This is a genomic window from Roseovarius carneus, from assembly GCF_020141465.1.
Taxonomy (GTDB): Bacteria; Pseudomonadota; Alphaproteobacteria; order Rhodobacterales; family Rhodobacteraceae; genus Roseovarius; species Roseovarius carneus.
Genome location: NZ_JAHSPD010000001.1, coordinates 798,126 through 812,195 on the forward strand (window position 1 = coordinate 798,126; position 14,070 = coordinate 812,195).

The 14,070-nt window shown below is 61.0% G+C and carries 16 protein-coding genes; 10 read left to right on the forward strand and 6 right to left on the reverse strand.

The features are described 5' to 3' along the window. Positions 1–14 precede the first annotated feature (14 nt). Positions 15–422, reverse strand: coding sequence for a DUF2177 family protein (locus KUD11_RS03945; protein WP_109386421.1), 408 nt, complete (start codon positions 420–422; stop codon positions 15–17). Between the two features lie 443 nt (positions 423–865). On the opposite strand from KUD11_RS03945, the gene KUD11_RS03950 reads away from it, so the two are divergent. Beyond that, on the forward strand, positions 866–1,087 hold the full coding sequence (locus KUD11_RS03950) for a DUF1127 domain-containing protein (protein ID WP_109386419.1): 222 nt from the start codon (positions 866–868) through the stop codon (positions 1,085–1,087). Positions 1,088–1,309: 222 nt separating this feature from the next. On the opposite strand, the gene KUD11_RS03955 is transcribed toward KUD11_RS03950, so the two are convergent. Then, positions 1,310–2,269 (reverse strand): KpsF/GutQ family sugar-phosphate isomerase, encoded by a 960-nt coding sequence (locus KUD11_RS03955; RefSeq protein WP_109388259.1) that lies wholly within the window; start codon positions 2,267–2,269, stop codon positions 1,310–1,312. 181 nt (positions 2,270–2,450) lie between these two features. On the opposite strand from KUD11_RS03955, the gene KUD11_RS03960 reads away from it, so the two are divergent. Beyond that, a complete protein-coding gene (locus KUD11_RS03960; RefSeq protein WP_109386417.1) occupies positions 2,451–3,782 on the forward strand; it encodes a UDP-glucose dehydrogenase family protein in 1,332 nt (443 codons plus the stop codon). A gap of 21 nt (positions 3,783–3,803) precedes the next feature. On the opposite strand, the gene trhO is transcribed toward KUD11_RS03960, so the two are convergent. Then, complete coding sequence (trhO, locus tag KUD11_RS03965; protein WP_109386415.1) at positions 3,804–4,718, reverse strand: oxygen-dependent tRNA uridine(34) hydroxylase TrhO; 915 nt, start codon at positions 4,716–4,718, stop codon at positions 3,804–3,806. Between the two features lie 118 nt (positions 4,719–4,836). On the opposite strand from trhO, the gene pncA reads away from it, so the two are divergent. Further along, the gene (pncA, locus tag KUD11_RS03970) at positions 4,837–5,433 is read left to right on the forward strand and encodes a bifunctional nicotinamidase/pyrazinamidase (RefSeq protein ID WP_109386413.1); all 597 of its coding nucleotides are present in this window, start codon (positions 4,837–4,839) and stop codon (positions 5,431–5,433) included. On the opposite strand, the gene KUD11_RS03975 is transcribed toward pncA, so the two are convergent. Together KUD11_RS03975 and KUD11_RS03980 are read right to left on the reverse strand one after the other, a co-directional pair. After that, complete coding sequence (locus tag KUD11_RS03975) at positions 5,420–5,767, reverse strand: VanZ family protein (protein ID WP_146190855.1); 348 nt, start codon at positions 5,765–5,767, stop codon at positions 5,420–5,422. The genes pncA and KUD11_RS03975 overlap by 14 nt on opposite strands. After that, positions 5,767–6,588, reverse strand: coding sequence for an ABC transporter permease (locus tag KUD11_RS03980; RefSeq protein WP_109386409.1), 822 nt, complete (start codon positions 6,586–6,588; stop codon positions 5,767–5,769). Before KUD11_RS03980 ends, KUD11_RS03975 begins: the two co-directional genes overlap by 1 nt. Before the next feature lie 129 nt (positions 6,589–6,717). Between KUD11_RS03980 and cysQ the strand changes: the two genes are divergently transcribed. Both cysQ and KUD11_RS03990 read left to right on the forward strand, forming a co-directional pair. Then, complete coding sequence (gene cysQ / locus KUD11_RS03985) at positions 6,718–7,515, forward strand: 3'(2'),5'-bisphosphate nucleotidase CysQ (RefSeq protein ID WP_109386407.1); 798 nt, start codon at positions 6,718–6,720, stop codon at positions 7,513–7,515. Next, positions 7,512–8,312 (forward strand): 3-deoxy-manno-octulosonate cytidylyltransferase, encoded by an 801-nt coding sequence (locus KUD11_RS03990; RefSeq protein WP_109386405.1) that lies wholly within the window; start codon positions 7,512–7,514, stop codon positions 8,310–8,312. Before cysQ ends, KUD11_RS03990 begins: the two co-directional genes overlap by 4 nt. Here the strand turns inward: KUD11_RS03990 and KUD11_RS03995 are convergent. Further along, positions 8,309–9,676, reverse strand: a complete 1,368-nt coding sequence (locus KUD11_RS03995; protein ID WP_224380145.1) for an MATE family efflux transporter — start codon at positions 9,674–9,676, stop codon at positions 8,309–8,311. The genes KUD11_RS03990 and KUD11_RS03995 overlap by 4 nt on opposite strands. 227 nt (positions 9,677–9,903) lie before the next feature. Here KUD11_RS03995 and galU point away from each other — a divergent pair, with 227 nt between their 5' ends. Genes galU through KUD11_RS04020 form a run of 5 tightly spaced genes read left to right on the forward strand, consistent with a single transcriptional unit; the run spans position 9,904 to position 14,062 of the window. Further along, positions 9,904–10,797, forward strand: a complete 894-nt coding sequence (gene galU / locus KUD11_RS04000) for a UTP--glucose-1-phosphate uridylyltransferase GalU (protein ID WP_109386403.1) — start codon at positions 9,904–9,906, stop codon at positions 10,795–10,797. A 27-nt stretch (positions 10,798–10,824) separates the two neighbouring features. After that, a complete protein-coding gene (gene galE, locus KUD11_RS04005) occupies positions 10,825–11,808 on the forward strand; it encodes a UDP-glucose 4-epimerase GalE (RefSeq protein WP_109386401.1) in 984 nt (327 codons plus the stop codon). Between the two features lie 57 nt (positions 11,809–11,865). Continuing rightward, complete coding sequence (locus KUD11_RS04010) at positions 11,866–12,909, forward strand: glycosyltransferase family 2 protein (protein WP_109386399.1); 1,044 nt, start codon at positions 11,866–11,868, stop codon at positions 12,907–12,909. A 57-nt stretch (positions 12,910–12,966) separates the two neighbouring features. Then, positions 12,967–13,146 carry a hypothetical protein gene (locus tag KUD11_RS04015; RefSeq protein ID WP_181375364.1) on the forward strand — a complete coding sequence of 60 codons (180 nt, stop codon included), beginning with the start codon at positions 12,967–12,969 and terminating at the stop codon, positions 13,144–13,146. Next, the gene (locus tag KUD11_RS04020; RefSeq protein ID WP_109388255.1) at positions 13,076–14,062 is read left to right on the forward strand and encodes a glycosyltransferase family 2 protein; all 987 of its coding nucleotides are present in this window, start codon (positions 13,076–13,078) and stop codon (positions 14,060–14,062) included. Before KUD11_RS04015 ends, KUD11_RS04020 begins: the two co-directional genes overlap by 71 nt. Positions 14,063–14,070 lie beyond the last annotated feature (8 nt).

Consider the following 14,070-nt stretch of genomic DNA (forward strand, 5'->3'; position numbering starts at 1 on the left):
CCTGAAGGCGCGGCTCAGGCAGGTGCCACCATCCGCGCGATCCAAACCCCCGCCATGGCCGAAAACCCGGTGAGCAGGGTGCCCCATGTGAGGTCCGTCGCCACCATCCGCCATGTCCAACCCTTGAGCGTGGCCAGATTGGTGAACTCATAGGTGCCATAAGCCATCGCCCCGATCAAAGCGCCGGTGCCGAACACCCAGAGCAGCGAATGGCCCTGCAAAACCGCAGGCCAGCTGACGAACCACAAAAGACAGCCCACGTAAAACGCATAGAACATCACCGCAGGCCCGATGCGGGGGCTATCAAGGATCAGCGATGGGATATCACGCTCGAATACCGGCTTCACGATATAGCTGAGCCCGAAGTAATCTATGCCCAGAAAAACCACGAATGTGGCGATGTAGAGAATGGCAAGCGTCATGGCGGCCTCCTGAATTGCGCAAGACCCTAACGCGCGGGGTGCATTTTGGTTGCGAGGGCTGGATGCGCGGGCGAAAGATGAGCCCCCTCACGAATCACTTTTCGGCACTCGGGTCCAGCCTCTTGCGGTGGCTGGACCCACCCCGGCTTAGGCCTCACACCCTCGCCCCATCCCACTCCTGCCCGATCTCTGCGCAGGGCTGCTGCATTACGCCGCAGCTTTTGTGCGAAGGGCGAGGCCAGCCCCTTGCCCAGACCGCTCCCGCCCAAAAAATACCCTGTTTGCTTAACCTTAGGGCAAGCACACCCATGCAATTTCTGCATGGCAGCATTGAGGCGGAAGGGTATTGTGCAGGTGCAGCATAATCCTAGATACTGATCACAAACGAACAGACGGGACCCGCCAAATCGGGCGCTGGGTCCGAAAATGCAAAGGAACAGGCGATGACAATCGCGACACACACATATGCCAGCCGCACGGCGCGCACCAACACGCTCATCGCGATGATGCACGCGTGGCAGGACAAGTGGTCCAAGCGGCGCGCCTATCTGCGCACCGTGGACGAGTTGAGCATGCTCAGCGACCGCGAGTTGGCCGATCTCGGGATAAACCGTTCCGTGATCACACAGACAGCCGAAGCCGCCGTGGATATCACCCGCGGCTGAGGCAGACCAGATCAGGCACCCTCCTCCTCCCAGAGGGGCTGTCTGTACCCGCCGCGGCCTTCTCCTCCCAAATTGGGGTCGCAGCACAAAGACCGGGGGCAAAACGCCTCCGCAAATTACGGCCCCGGATCGCTCCTCCCAAACTGATCCCGGGGACGCCTTGAACGGCGGTGCCCTCCTCCCATCTGGCACCGCCGTTTCATTTTACCCCAGCCCTATCCGCTAGACTACGCCAGTGCGCAGCACATCATGGATGTGCACCAACCCGCGCAGCGTGCCGTCCCCATCCACCACAAAAAGCGCCGAGATCTTGGCCGCGTTCATCACGCCCAGCGCCTCCGAGATCAGCACCTCAGGCCGTGTGGTGCGCGGATCGCGCGTGGCGATCTCACCCGCTGTGCGGTCCATCAAACTCGCAAGGTTGCGCCGCAAATCCCCATCGGTGATCACACCCGCAAGCCTGCCATCCGTCACAACGGCGGCCACACCAAATCCCTTGGCCGTCATCTCCAAAAGCGTCTCGCCCATATCCGTGTCCTCCGACACGATAGGCAGGGCAGCCCCTGAATGCATGACCGCGCGCACCTGTAAAAGTTGCGCCCCCAGCGTGCCACCGGGATGAAAGGCCAGAAAATTCTCCCGCTCGAACCCCCGAAGCCGCATCAGGGCCACCGCCAGAGCATCGCCCAGCGCCAATGTGCAGGTCGTGCTGGTCGTAGGGGCCATGCCGATCCCGCAGGCTTCGGGCGCATCGGGCAGGGGCAGGAGATGATCCGCCTGCACCGCCAGCGCCGATCCTACATTGCGCGTGATCGCAATCAGCGGAATCGCAAAGCGCCGCGTATGCGCGATGATATCGGCCAATTCCCGCGTCTCGCCGGAATTGGAGATCAGGATCACCGCATCCGCACCCGTGATCATGCCCAGATCACCATGGCTCGCCTCACCGGGATGTACCGCTTGCGCAGGCGTGCCCGTGCTGGCCATCGTGGCCGCAATCTTGTGCGCGATATGGCCCGATTTCCCCATTCCTGAGACAATCACCCGCCCCTGCACTTTCAGCAGCAACGCCACCACCGCGTCAAAGCTATCTGGCAGCGCATCGCGCATCTGCGCCAATGCATCACTTTCGATCCTGAGAACCTCGCGGGCGATCTCGGACGGGCTAGGGGTCTGGGTCATCATGCGCTCCGGCAGGGGATTTGTGCCCCCGAATACCGCGCCCCCCGCCCCAAGGGAAGGGGCGCGCATGATGCAGCAAGGGCGCAAACCCACCAAAAGCCACGCGGCCTGCGTTGACTTGGAGGTAAGGCTTGGCCAGTAATCAGGGAAAAAAGAGCAGTCGAGCATAAAGGGCAGCACCATGAAAATCGCGATGATCGGCACGGGTTATGTCGGCCTTGTCTCCGGGGTGTGTTTTTCGGATTTCGGTCATGATGTGATCTGTGTGGACCGCGATCCCGCCAAGATTGCCATGCTGGAAGCAGGCGAGGTGCCGATCTTCGAGCCGGGGCTGGACACGCTGATGAACAAAAATGTCGAGGCCGGGCGGCTGTCGTTCACCACCGATCTGAAAACGGCTGTCGAGGGTGCCGAGGCCGTATTTATCGCCGTGGGCACGCCCACACGGCGCGGTGACGGGCACGCCGATCTCAGCTATGTCATGGCCGCAGCCGAAGAGATTGCCATGGCCGCCAGTGATTATCTGGTCATTGTGACCAAATCCACCGTGCCGGTGGGGACCAACCGACAGGTCAAGCAGGTGGTCAAGAAGGCCCGGCCCGATCTGGAGTTCGATGTGGCCTCCAACCCCGAATTCCTGCGCGAAGGGGCCGCGATTGATGACTTCATGAAACCCGACCGCATTGTCGTCGGCGTGCAGACCGAGCGCGCGGGCGAGGTGATGGCCGACATTTACCGGCCACTATATTTGCGCGATTTCCCGATCCTGACGACCGATCTGGAATCAGCCGAGATGATCAAATATGCAGCCAACGCGTTTCTGGCGATGAAGATCACCTTCATCAACGAAATCGCGGCGCTCTGTGAGCGCACCGGCGCGGATGTGAAGCGGGTGAGCCACGGCATCGGCCTTGACGGGCGCATTGGCAACAAGTTCCTGCACGCAGGCCCCGGCTATGGCGGAAGCTGTTTTCCCAAAGATACCAAGGCGCTGGCGCGGATCGGCCAAGAGCATGGATTGCCCATGCAGATCACCGAAAAGGTGATCACCGTGAACGAGGAAATCAAACGCCGGATGACTGAGAAACTGCGCGATCTGTGCGATGGCAGCTTTAACGGCAAGACGATTGCGGTGCTGGGCGTAACGTTCAAACCCAACACCGACGATATGCGCGACGCGCCGTCGCTGACCATCGTGCCCGCCCTTGTGGGCGGCGGTGCAAAAGTGCGCGTGGTGGACCCCCAAGGGCGGCGCGAGGGCGAGGCCCTGCTTCCGGGCGTGTCGTGGCATGATGACCCTTACAAGGCCGCAAACAATGCCGATCTGATCGTGCTTTTGACCGAGTGGAACGAATTTCGCGCGCTTGATCTCAAGCGTCTGGCCAAGAAGATGGCGACCCCCCGCATGGCCGATCTGCGCAACATTTATGACCCCAAAGATGCCAGGCGCGCCGGGTTTGAGGCATATGAACCCGTTGGCCGCGCGGGCTACGGCCCCACGCCCGAGGCGTAGGCACCCGGTCAGTCGCCGGGATCAGTCGCCGGGGATGTTCAGCATATGACGTTCGCCGCGCGCGGCGGATAGGGCGATCTGCTTTTGCCGCTCGCGGAAGCGGTTCTTATCGTCCTCGCTCGTCTCCGCAACGCAGTGATGACAGGACACGCCCTCCTCAAACTCCGGGCGCGCCTCGTCCTCGGGCAGGATTGGACGGCGGCAGGCATGGCAGAGCCGGTGCGGGCCGGGTCTCAGCCCATGACCCACGGACACGCGCCCATCAAAGACAAAGCACTCGCCCTGCCATGTGCTGTCGTCCTCCGGCACCTCTTCGAGATATTTCAGGATGCCGCCCTTGAGGTGATACACCTCCTGCGCCCCCTGCCCGAGCAGGAAGTTGGTGGATTTTTCGCAGCGGATGCCCCCGGTGCAGAACATCGCGATGCGCTTGCCCTCAAACCGCTCCTTGTTGGCGGCCCACCACGCGGGGAAATCGCGAAAACTGTCGGTCTTGGGGTCCACGGCCCCCTCAAACGTGCCGATGGCCACCTCGTAATCGTTGCGCGTGTCGATCACGGCCACATCAGGGCTGGTGATGAGCGCGTTCCAATCGGCGGGCTCCACGTAACGCCCGGTCCCGCTCAAAGGGTCCACATCGGGCTGACCCATCGTCACGATCTCAGCCTTCACGCGGACGCGGAGCCTGCCAAAGGGCTGCTGCTCTGCGGTGCTTTCCTTATGGATCAGACCCTCGCAACCCGGAAGGGCGCGCAGATGCGCCAGCACCGCATCGACGCCTGTGCGCGGCCCGGCGATGGTGCCGTTGATCCCCTCGGGCGCGAGCAGAAGAATGCCCGTAATCCCTTCCTCCGCGCAGAGAGCCGCCAGCGGCGCGCGCAGCGCATCCGGGTCCTCAAAGCGGGTGAAGTGGTAAAGCGCTGCAATTGTATACATAGGCCGGGTCTTTAGGCCTTCGCGCGCGGTGGGGCAAGGGGGGCGGCAAGAGGCGCAGTTGACGGCGGGCGCGCGCCTGCCTACCCCTTGGGGCGTGCGATGCCCAAGGAGAGATACCATGACCAAGGCCCTGATCGTGATAGATGTGCAAAACGATTTCTGCCCCGGCGGCGCATTGGCGGTGACCGGAGGGGACGTGATCGTGCCGGGCATCAACGCCGCGATGACGGAGTTTCGCACCGTGGTTCTGACGCAGGACTGGCACCCGGCGGGACATTCCTCCTTCGCCTCGTCGCATCCCGGACGCGCGCCCATGGAAATGGCCGAGATGTCCTACGGCCCGCAAGTCCTGTGGCCCGATCATTGCGTGCAGGGCAGCGCGGGCGCGGAATTTCACGCAGGCCTGAACGTGACCCGCGCCGATCTGATCATCCGCAAGGGCTATAACCCCGCGATCGACAGCTATTCCACGTTTTTTGAGAATGACCAAAGCACGCCCACGGGGCTGCACGGATATTTGACCGAGCGGGGGATTACGGATCTGACGATGGTCGGCCTCGCCACGGATTTTTGCGTGAATTACTCGGCGGTGGATGCAGCCCGGCTGGGATATGCCGTGCGGGTGGAGACCACGCTCTGCCGGGGGATAGATATGGACGGATCGCTGGCAGCCGCCGAGGCCGGGATGCGCGGCGCGGGCGTCACCCTCGCTTGAGCCGGGCCAGAAGCACACCTGCCACCGCGCCCGCAAAAGCGCCCACCACATCGGCCAGAAGGTCCAGACCCTCCCGCGCGCGGCCAAAGGCGGGCTGAACAAGCTCAATCCCCGCCCCAAAGACCACGGCGACCGCCACGATAAAGGCCCAGCGCGCCGGTAGCGCCCATGACAACGGCAGGGTCAGAAGGGCAAAGGCGATTGCATGGGCCAGCTTATCATTGATTGGAAGTGGCGCGCCTCCCGAGGGCACGCTCAGCGTGAACCGCAAGATGAGCAGGATGACCAACACGGTTAAACACGATGCAAGGCCCAGCCGAGCCACACGCGGCATCAGCGGCGCGCATCCCAACTGCTTGATGCGCGTTGCCGTGTGTAGAACTCACCCATCAGGCCGAGCATGACAAGGACCAGCGCCACGTATAGCGGATATTCCACGGACGAATTGCGCGGAACATAATTCACGAAGACATATCCACGCGCCTGATCAATGCAGTGAAACAGCGGGTTCCAGTCAAACATCGCCAGCATGTAGGACGGCAGCGCATTGGCCACAAACATCTTGCCCGAGGCGATCATATTGGCGCGCTGATAGACCGTGGCGAACGTGCTGGTGAAGGTTGGGAACCACGGCTTGATCGCGAGAAGAACAAGGCCAATCGCGAACCCTGTGAACCACGCAAGCAAGAACATCCCAAACGCCGCGAACGGGTATTCGATCTCAAACGGGGTGAAGGCCACGTGATAGACAAACAAGATGATGACCAGCGTGAGCACCTGAATATAGAGCGCGCTCATCGCCGCTGCCATGATCGCAATCGCCGTGTTCATCGGCGCGTGCTTCATCATCGGTGACGATGGCCCCTCGGCCCCGGACACGGCCCCAATCGTCTTGATATGCGTGAGGAAAAGGAAAATCCCAGACATGATGTACAATAGGAAATCACCACGAAGCGCCGCCCCCCGCAGACCCAAAAGTGAGAACATGACGTAGAACGCGGCTATAAAAACCACCGCCTGAAGAATGTTCAGCGCCAGCGCCATAAGCGCGTTGCCATGCCCTTTGCGCACATCACGCACCGTGGCGTGATAGATCAGCTCAAGGATCGAAACCGCCGTGTGCAGGGTTGATTTGGGTTTTACCTGTTGAAACATAGCCTCACTCTGCGCCGCTCTGCCCGGATGGATGACACGGAATTCTTGCTGTCCCGTTAGCGCCGCAGCATAAGGAGGGCGACGCGTTGCCGCAATAGACTTGGCCCGCCCCGAAAAGGAGCCCTTGATTTGGACTATGCCCGACTGACCGATGTGATGCGCCGCCTGGCCCTTGAGGCGGGCGATGTGATCATGGAAATTTATGCCCGCGACGATTTCGACGTGAAGGCCAAGTCCGATGACAGCCCCGTCACCGCCGCCGATGAGGCCGCAGACGCGCTGATCTCCGCCGGGCTGCGCGCGGCCTTTCCGGATGTCCTTCTGGTGACCGAGGAACAAGCCGCCTCACACACCAAACAGGCCGATACATTCCTCATCGTGGATCCGCTCGACGGGACCAAGGAATTCATCAACCGGCGCGGCGATTTCACCGTGAACATCGCCTATGTCGAGAACGGTGCGCCGACGCGCGGTGTGGTCTATGCCCCTGCGCGGGGCCGTATGTTCTACACTTTGGCGGATGGCAGCGCGGTTGAAGAAACCGGCGCGCTTGATAAGGCCGCCCCCGGCACCCAAGAGCCGATCCGCGTGAGCACGCCGGACAATGCGGCCTTGATGATCGTCGCCTCCAAATCGCACCGGGATCAGGCGACGGATGACTACATCAACAAATACGCCGCCAAGGATATGAAAAGCGCAGGCTCCTCGCTCAAATTCTGCCTTGTAGCAACGGGCGAGGCGGACATCTATCCCCGCGTGGGCCGCACAATGGAATGGGACACAGCGGCGGGCCATGCGGTGCTGTCGGGCGCTGGTGGGGCCGTGATCCGCTTTGATGATCACACCCCCCTGACATACGGCAAGGATGGCTACGCCAACCCGTTTTTCATTGCCCACGCCCCCGGTGTGGAGCTTAAAAAACCATGAGCGTTCTGATAGCAATTCCTGCCCGTTTCGCCTCCACCCGCTTTCCTGGCAAGCCTTTGCACATGCTCACAGGAGCCTCGGGCGTGGCCAAATCCCTCGTTCAGCGCTCGTGGGAGGCCGCGCGCGCCGTGGCCGGTGATCACCGTATCGTCGTGGCCACCGATGACGCGCGCATCAAGGCGGCGTCAGAGGCGTTTGGCGCCGAGGTGGTGATGACCTCGGAGCATTGCGCCAACGGGACCGAGCGCTGCGCCGAAGCCGCAGAAACGCTGGGCGGTGGTTTCGAGATGATCGTGAACCTGCAAGGCGATGCGCCGCTCACACCCCATTGGTTCGTTGCGGACCTGATCGAGGGGCTGCGCAACGACCCCTCTGCGGATGTAGCGACACCAGTGCTACGCTGTGATGGTCGCGCGCTCACCGGCTTTATCGAGGACCGCAAAGAGGGTCGCGTGGGCGGAACCACAGCCGTCTTCGCCGCCAATCACCACGCGATGTATTTCTCCAAGGAAGTCGTCCCCTATACCGGCCAAACCTATGGCGAGGACGCAGAAACACCCGTCTTCCACCATGTTGGCGTCTACGCCTATCGCCCCGATGCGCTCAAAGCCTACCCAAGATACACGACCGGCCCGCTGGAGACGCTCGAAGGGCTGGAACAGCTGCGATTCATGGAAAACGGACGGCCCGTGCTCTGTGTCGAGGTCGCGGCACAAGACCGTCAGTTCTGGGAGCTGAACAACCCATCAGACGCGCCCCGCATTGAGCAGATGATGCGCGAGATGGGGATGGACTAAGCGCGTGCGCGCCTGAAGAACCGCCACGTCAGCAGCACCGCAGCAAGGCCAAGCCCGAGCCCATAGCCAATCCAGACGCCGTAAGGGCCCATCTCGAACGTGAAGCCCAGAACATAGCCAACCGGCAGCGCCAGGATCCAATAGCACACCAGCGTGATCATGACCGGCACGCGGTTATCCGTCATACCCCGCGACGCACCCAGCATCGCGCCCTGTACCCCGTCCGCGATCTGCAAGACTGCGACAATCACGAAGAGCCCCGCCGCAAGCGTCACCACCTCCGGATCGTCTGAGAGGCTCTGCGCAATCGCACCACCCGCGGCCAAAAGCGCCAGCGTCACAAGGCTCATCCAGCCGATAATGACCAAAAGCCCCGCTTTGCCGATCAGCACAAGCCGCTCACGCTCGCCTGCACCAATAGCCTGCGCCACCCGGATCGACACAGCGACCGATACGCCCAGCGGCACCATGTAAAGCACCGCCGCGACCGATCCCACGATCTGATTGGCCGCCAGCGCCGCCGCACCAAACCACCCCATCATCAGGCCGACCACTGCATAGGCGCCACCCTCACCCACATATCCGGCGGCGATAATGCTACCCTCGCGCACCTGCACGCCCATCTCGCGGCGGACACGCCGTGCCGGCACCCGCGCAGCCTGCGTCATCTTGGCTCGCCGCCAGATGATCAGCGCCAGTATCAGCGACACCAACTCCGACAAAAGGCTCGCCAGACCCGCCCCCAAAAGGCCAAGCCCCTCCCAACCACCGATCCCGTGGATCAACACCCAATTCGCAGGCACGTTCAACGCGACCGCCACAAAAGCAAGGCCCACGCCGACCCACGGCTTGTCGATCGCATCAAAGAGAGCTTTGAGCGCATAAAAAAGCGTGAAGGGGATCATCATCGCGCTCATCGCCAGCCAATAGCCGTCCAAGGCCGCGACCACCTCGGGGGGCTGGCCAATCTCGCCCATCACACCCTTTAGCAGGGCCATCGCAATGGCCCCCAGCGCGCCGACCACACCCGCAACAATCAGCCCGGTGCGCACGGTGGCCGATAGCTCCGTGTCGCTGCCACGCCCGTGCGCCTGCGCAAAGCGCACACCAATGGCGGAGACAAACCCGTAAAGCCCTGAATAAAAAATCATGACTGCCGCCATAGTCAGCGAGACCGCAGCCAAAGGCACCGTGCCCAAAGGCGCGACCATGATTGTGTCCACAACGCCAATCAGGCTTGCCGCAGCCAGCGACACCGCGATTGGAAATGCCAAAATCGCCAGACGGCGCACCTCGCGCAGGATACGGATATAGGTCGGCGGGGTCGCTCCACCCTGCGGCACCTCGGGCTGGATCACAGACATGTTTTGCATCCTTCGCCCCGCATCATCCGCCATTGGGTCCGAAGGCCATTTGATAAGTCAAGCGCCGCTCTATACCCCGCCACAACTCAAGCGCGAAGGGGAGGCTTTAAGGTCACTTTTTATTAAAATGTCCAAATTCCAACGGGCTCTTTTCATATCTTATGTAATTATTTTGTATCTTATGTAGGTTCGCGTGTAAAAAAGAATACGATTTGGGGAACGATCAAATGCGCAGTAAAGTAACCAAGGCTATTTTTCCAGTTGCCGGTATGGGCACCCGCTTTCTCCCTGCGACCAAATCAGTGCCAAAAGAAATCATGACCCTCGTGGACCGCCCCCTTGTGCAATACGCGATTGACGAGGCGCGCGCGGCAGGGATCAAGGAATTCATCTTTGTCACCTCGCGCGGCAAAGGTGCGCTTGAGGATTATTTCGACAACGCCCCACAGCTTGAGCAAGAGCTGCGCAAAAAGGGCAAGACGGAACTTCTGGATATCCTGAAATCCACTAATATGGACTCGGGCGAGATTGCGTATATGCGCCAACACAAGCCCCTCGGCCTTGGCCATGCCGTCTGGTGCGCGCGCCGTCTGATCGGGAATGAGCCGTTTGCCGTGATCCTCCCCGACGATGTGATTGCCGCCGAAAAGCCCTGCCTTGAGCAGATGGTAGAAGCATTTGAAGAAACCCAAGGCAATATCGTGGCCGCCATGGAAGTGCCGGATGACAAGGCATCCTCCTATGGCGTGCTGGACATCAAGGAAGACATGGGCGCGCTGGTCTCGACCAAAGGCATGGTCGAAAAACCTGCGCCCGGCACCGCCCCATCGAACCTTGCCGTGATCGGCCGCTATATCCTGTCGCCGACTGTGCTCAAGATGCTCAACAAGAAAAAACCCGGCGCAGGCGGTGAAATTCAGCTGACAGATGCCATCGCGGATGCCCGCGACGAGGGTGAGGAAGTCTATGGCTTCCGCTTTCGGGGCCAACGGTTCGATTGCGGCTCCAAAGCGGGCTTCTTGCAGGCAACCGTGTCCTTCGCCCTCGCGCGCGATGATTTGCGCGACGATTTGCGGAACTTCCTTTACGACACACTCAACGCTGATAGGGCTGCGCAATAGTTCTGAACGACTAAAGGCGGATTTCGCGTGACCAACATTCTTGTAACCGGCGGCGCGGGCTATATCGGAAGCCATGCCTGCAAGGCGCTCAAGGCCGCAGGCTATATGCCCGTTACCTACGATAACCTGATCACAGGCTGGGTCGATGCGGTAAAGTTCGGCCCTTTCGAGCAGGGTGATCTCAACGACCGCGAGCGTCTGGATCAGGTCTTTGCCGCCTACCAACCCGCCGCCGTGATGCATTTCGCGGGCCTCAGCCAAGTGGGCGAAAGCACCCGCATCCCGGAGACGTATTGGCAGACCAATGTTTGCGGCTCGCTCACGCTGATGCAGGCCGCCGTTACCGCAGGCTGCCTTGATTTCGTGTTCAGCTCTACCTGCGCCACCTACGGCGATCAGGACAATGTCGTGCTCGACGAGACCTGCGTGCAGATGCCGATCAACCCCTATGCGTCATCCAAGCGCGCCATTGAGGACATGCTGCGCGATTTTGAGGCCGCCCACGGGCTGCGCCATGTGATCTTTCGGTATTTCAACGTGGCTGGCGCCGACCCCGAGGCAGAGGTCGGCGAGCAACACCAGCCAGAGACGCATCTTGTGCCCCTGATGCTCGATGCGCTCGACGGCACGCGGGGTGCGCTCACCATCTTCGGCACGGATTACGACACACCCGATGGCACCTGTATCCGGGATTACGTGCATGTGTGCGATCTGGTGGATGCGCATATCCTCGGCCTCAAATGGCTGGAGGACAGTAAGCCAAGCCGTGTCTTCAACCTCGGCACCGGTGATGGGTTCTCCGTCCGCGAGGTGATCGCGCAGGCGGGTCATGTGACCAACCGCGACGTGCCTGTGATCGAGGGTCCAAGGCGCGAGGGCGATTGCACGAAGCTTGTCTCCGGCTCCACCCGCGCCGAGGCCGAGCTGGGCTGGACGCCCACGCGGTCGTCTATGGCGCAGATGATCGGCGATGCGTGGCGCTGGCATCAATCTGGACATTTTGAGAAATAACGGCAATCCTGCCCCGACACGGCCCGCGCCAAATGACGGGCTGGCCACGAGGTGCAGATGACGGGCAAGACCACTCTCTGGGACCAACTGAGCGAGGCGAAGCTCGCCTACCGGCTCCGCTGGAAACGGCGCAGGCTGCTTTTGCGCGCATGGCGCAAACGGCAGCAGCTCCGCGCTGTGCGCGACAGGACCAAGGCGATCAAACCCGGCGCGATCCTGTGTTTCTCCACCGTGCGCAATGAGGCGATCCGCCTGCCTTACTTTCTCGATCATCACCGCGCGCTCGGCGTCGATCATTTCCTGTTCGTGGACAATGGCAGCAGCGATGACACCGCCGAGATGCTTTCCGAGCAGCCCGATTGCTCCGTCTGGAGCACCGCCCACAGCTACCGTTTGAGCCGCTTTGGCGTCGATTGGCTGACATGGTTGCAAATCCAGCACGGCCATGGCCATTGGTGCCTGACCTTGGATGCGGATGAGATCCTGATCTACCCCTTCCACGACACGCGGCCCCTGCCCGCCCTGACAAACTGGCTCGATATGAAGGGTCTGCCGTCGTTTGGCGCGCTGATGCTGGACCTCTACCCACGTGGGCGGCTGACCGAGACCCCCTATGAGGCGGGCCACGATCCAGCGGAAACCCTGCAATGGTTTGATGCGGGTAACTATATGATCCAAAGAAAGAAAGACTTGCAAAACCTCTGGATACAGGGCGGCCCGCGCGCCCGTGCTTTCTTTGCCAAAGAACCCCGCCGCGCACCAACGATGGGCAAAATTCCCCTGATCAAATGGGATCGCCGCTACGCCTATGTCAGCTCCACCCACTCCGCCCTGCCGCGGCGGCTCAACCAGACCTATGACGTCACGGGGGGGGAGGCCGCGTGCGGCGTGCTTCTGCACACCAAATTCCTGCACACCATCGCCGAGAAGTCGGCGGAGGAAAAACAGCGCGGTGAGCACTTCGCCAACTCCACCCTCTACGAGGCCTATTACGATCAGTTGACCGAAGACCCGGTCCTGTGGTGCCCCACCTCCACGAAACTCACCGGGTGGCGACAGTTGGAGGCGCTGGGCCTGATGAGCCGCGGGACATGGCTGTGAGGATGGAAAACCGTTTACCCAAGCGTGACAAGGCTTTATCGTTTCGCAAAGCCGCAGATGCGGATCATGGTCGGCGGCAATATTCCCTTAAGCCCGCCGCGCTATGGTCACTCCGATGCGGCAAAACCAAAGGGCGGCGCGCGTGAAATTCTGGCAATCATATCGCATGCGGTGGCGGCGCAAATGGGCCAAGATGCGCGCTTGGCACAAGCATTTTGGCATGTCGCCTGTGGTTGATCGCACCGCCGCGATCAAACCCGGCGATGTGCTCTTGTTCTCCACCCTGCGGGACGAGCATATCCGCCTGCCTTATTTCCTGAAATATTACCGAGAAATGGGCGTCGATCATTTCCTGATCGTGGACAATGACAGCACCGATGGCAGCGGCGACTACCTCGCGGATCAGCCTGATGTTTCGCTCTGGCACACGAGGGCGAGCTATAAACGCGCGCGCTTTGGCGTGGATTGGCTGAACTGGCTTCAACGGCAATACGCACACGGGCACTGGACGCTGACCGTCGATCCTGATGAGCTTTTCGTCTATCCGTTTTGCGACACACGCCCCATTCGCGCCCTCACAGATTGGCTCGATGGCTCCAACGTGCGCAGCTTTGGGGCGATGCTTCTGGATATGTATCCCAAGGGACGGCTCGATGCCGTTCCATACCGCCGGGGGCAAAACCCGATCGAGATCGCCTCATGGTTCGATCCCGGCAATTACATGATCGAGAAGAATCGCAAATTCGGCAATCTGTGGATTCAGGGCGGCCCACGTGCCCGTGTCTTTTTCCCCGATGCGCCGAAAAAAGCGCCCGCGCTGAACAAGATCCCTTTGGTGAAATGGAACCGCCGCTACGCCTATGTCAGCTCCACCCACATGCTGCTGCCGCGCGGCCTGAACCTTGTCTATGACGAATGGGGCGGGGAGACGGCAAGCGGCGTCCTGCTGCACGCAAAATTCCTCGACACATTCACCACCAAGGCCGAGGAGGAGATGGAGCGCCAACAGCATTACCGCGCCTCTCTGGAATACAAAGCCTATGTGGAAAATCTCGAAAAGACACCAGAGCTTTGGTGCAAATGGTCGGAAAAATATATAAACTGGCGTCAATTGGAGATCCTCGGGCTTATGTCCAAGGGCAACTGGGCATGAGCAGGAAG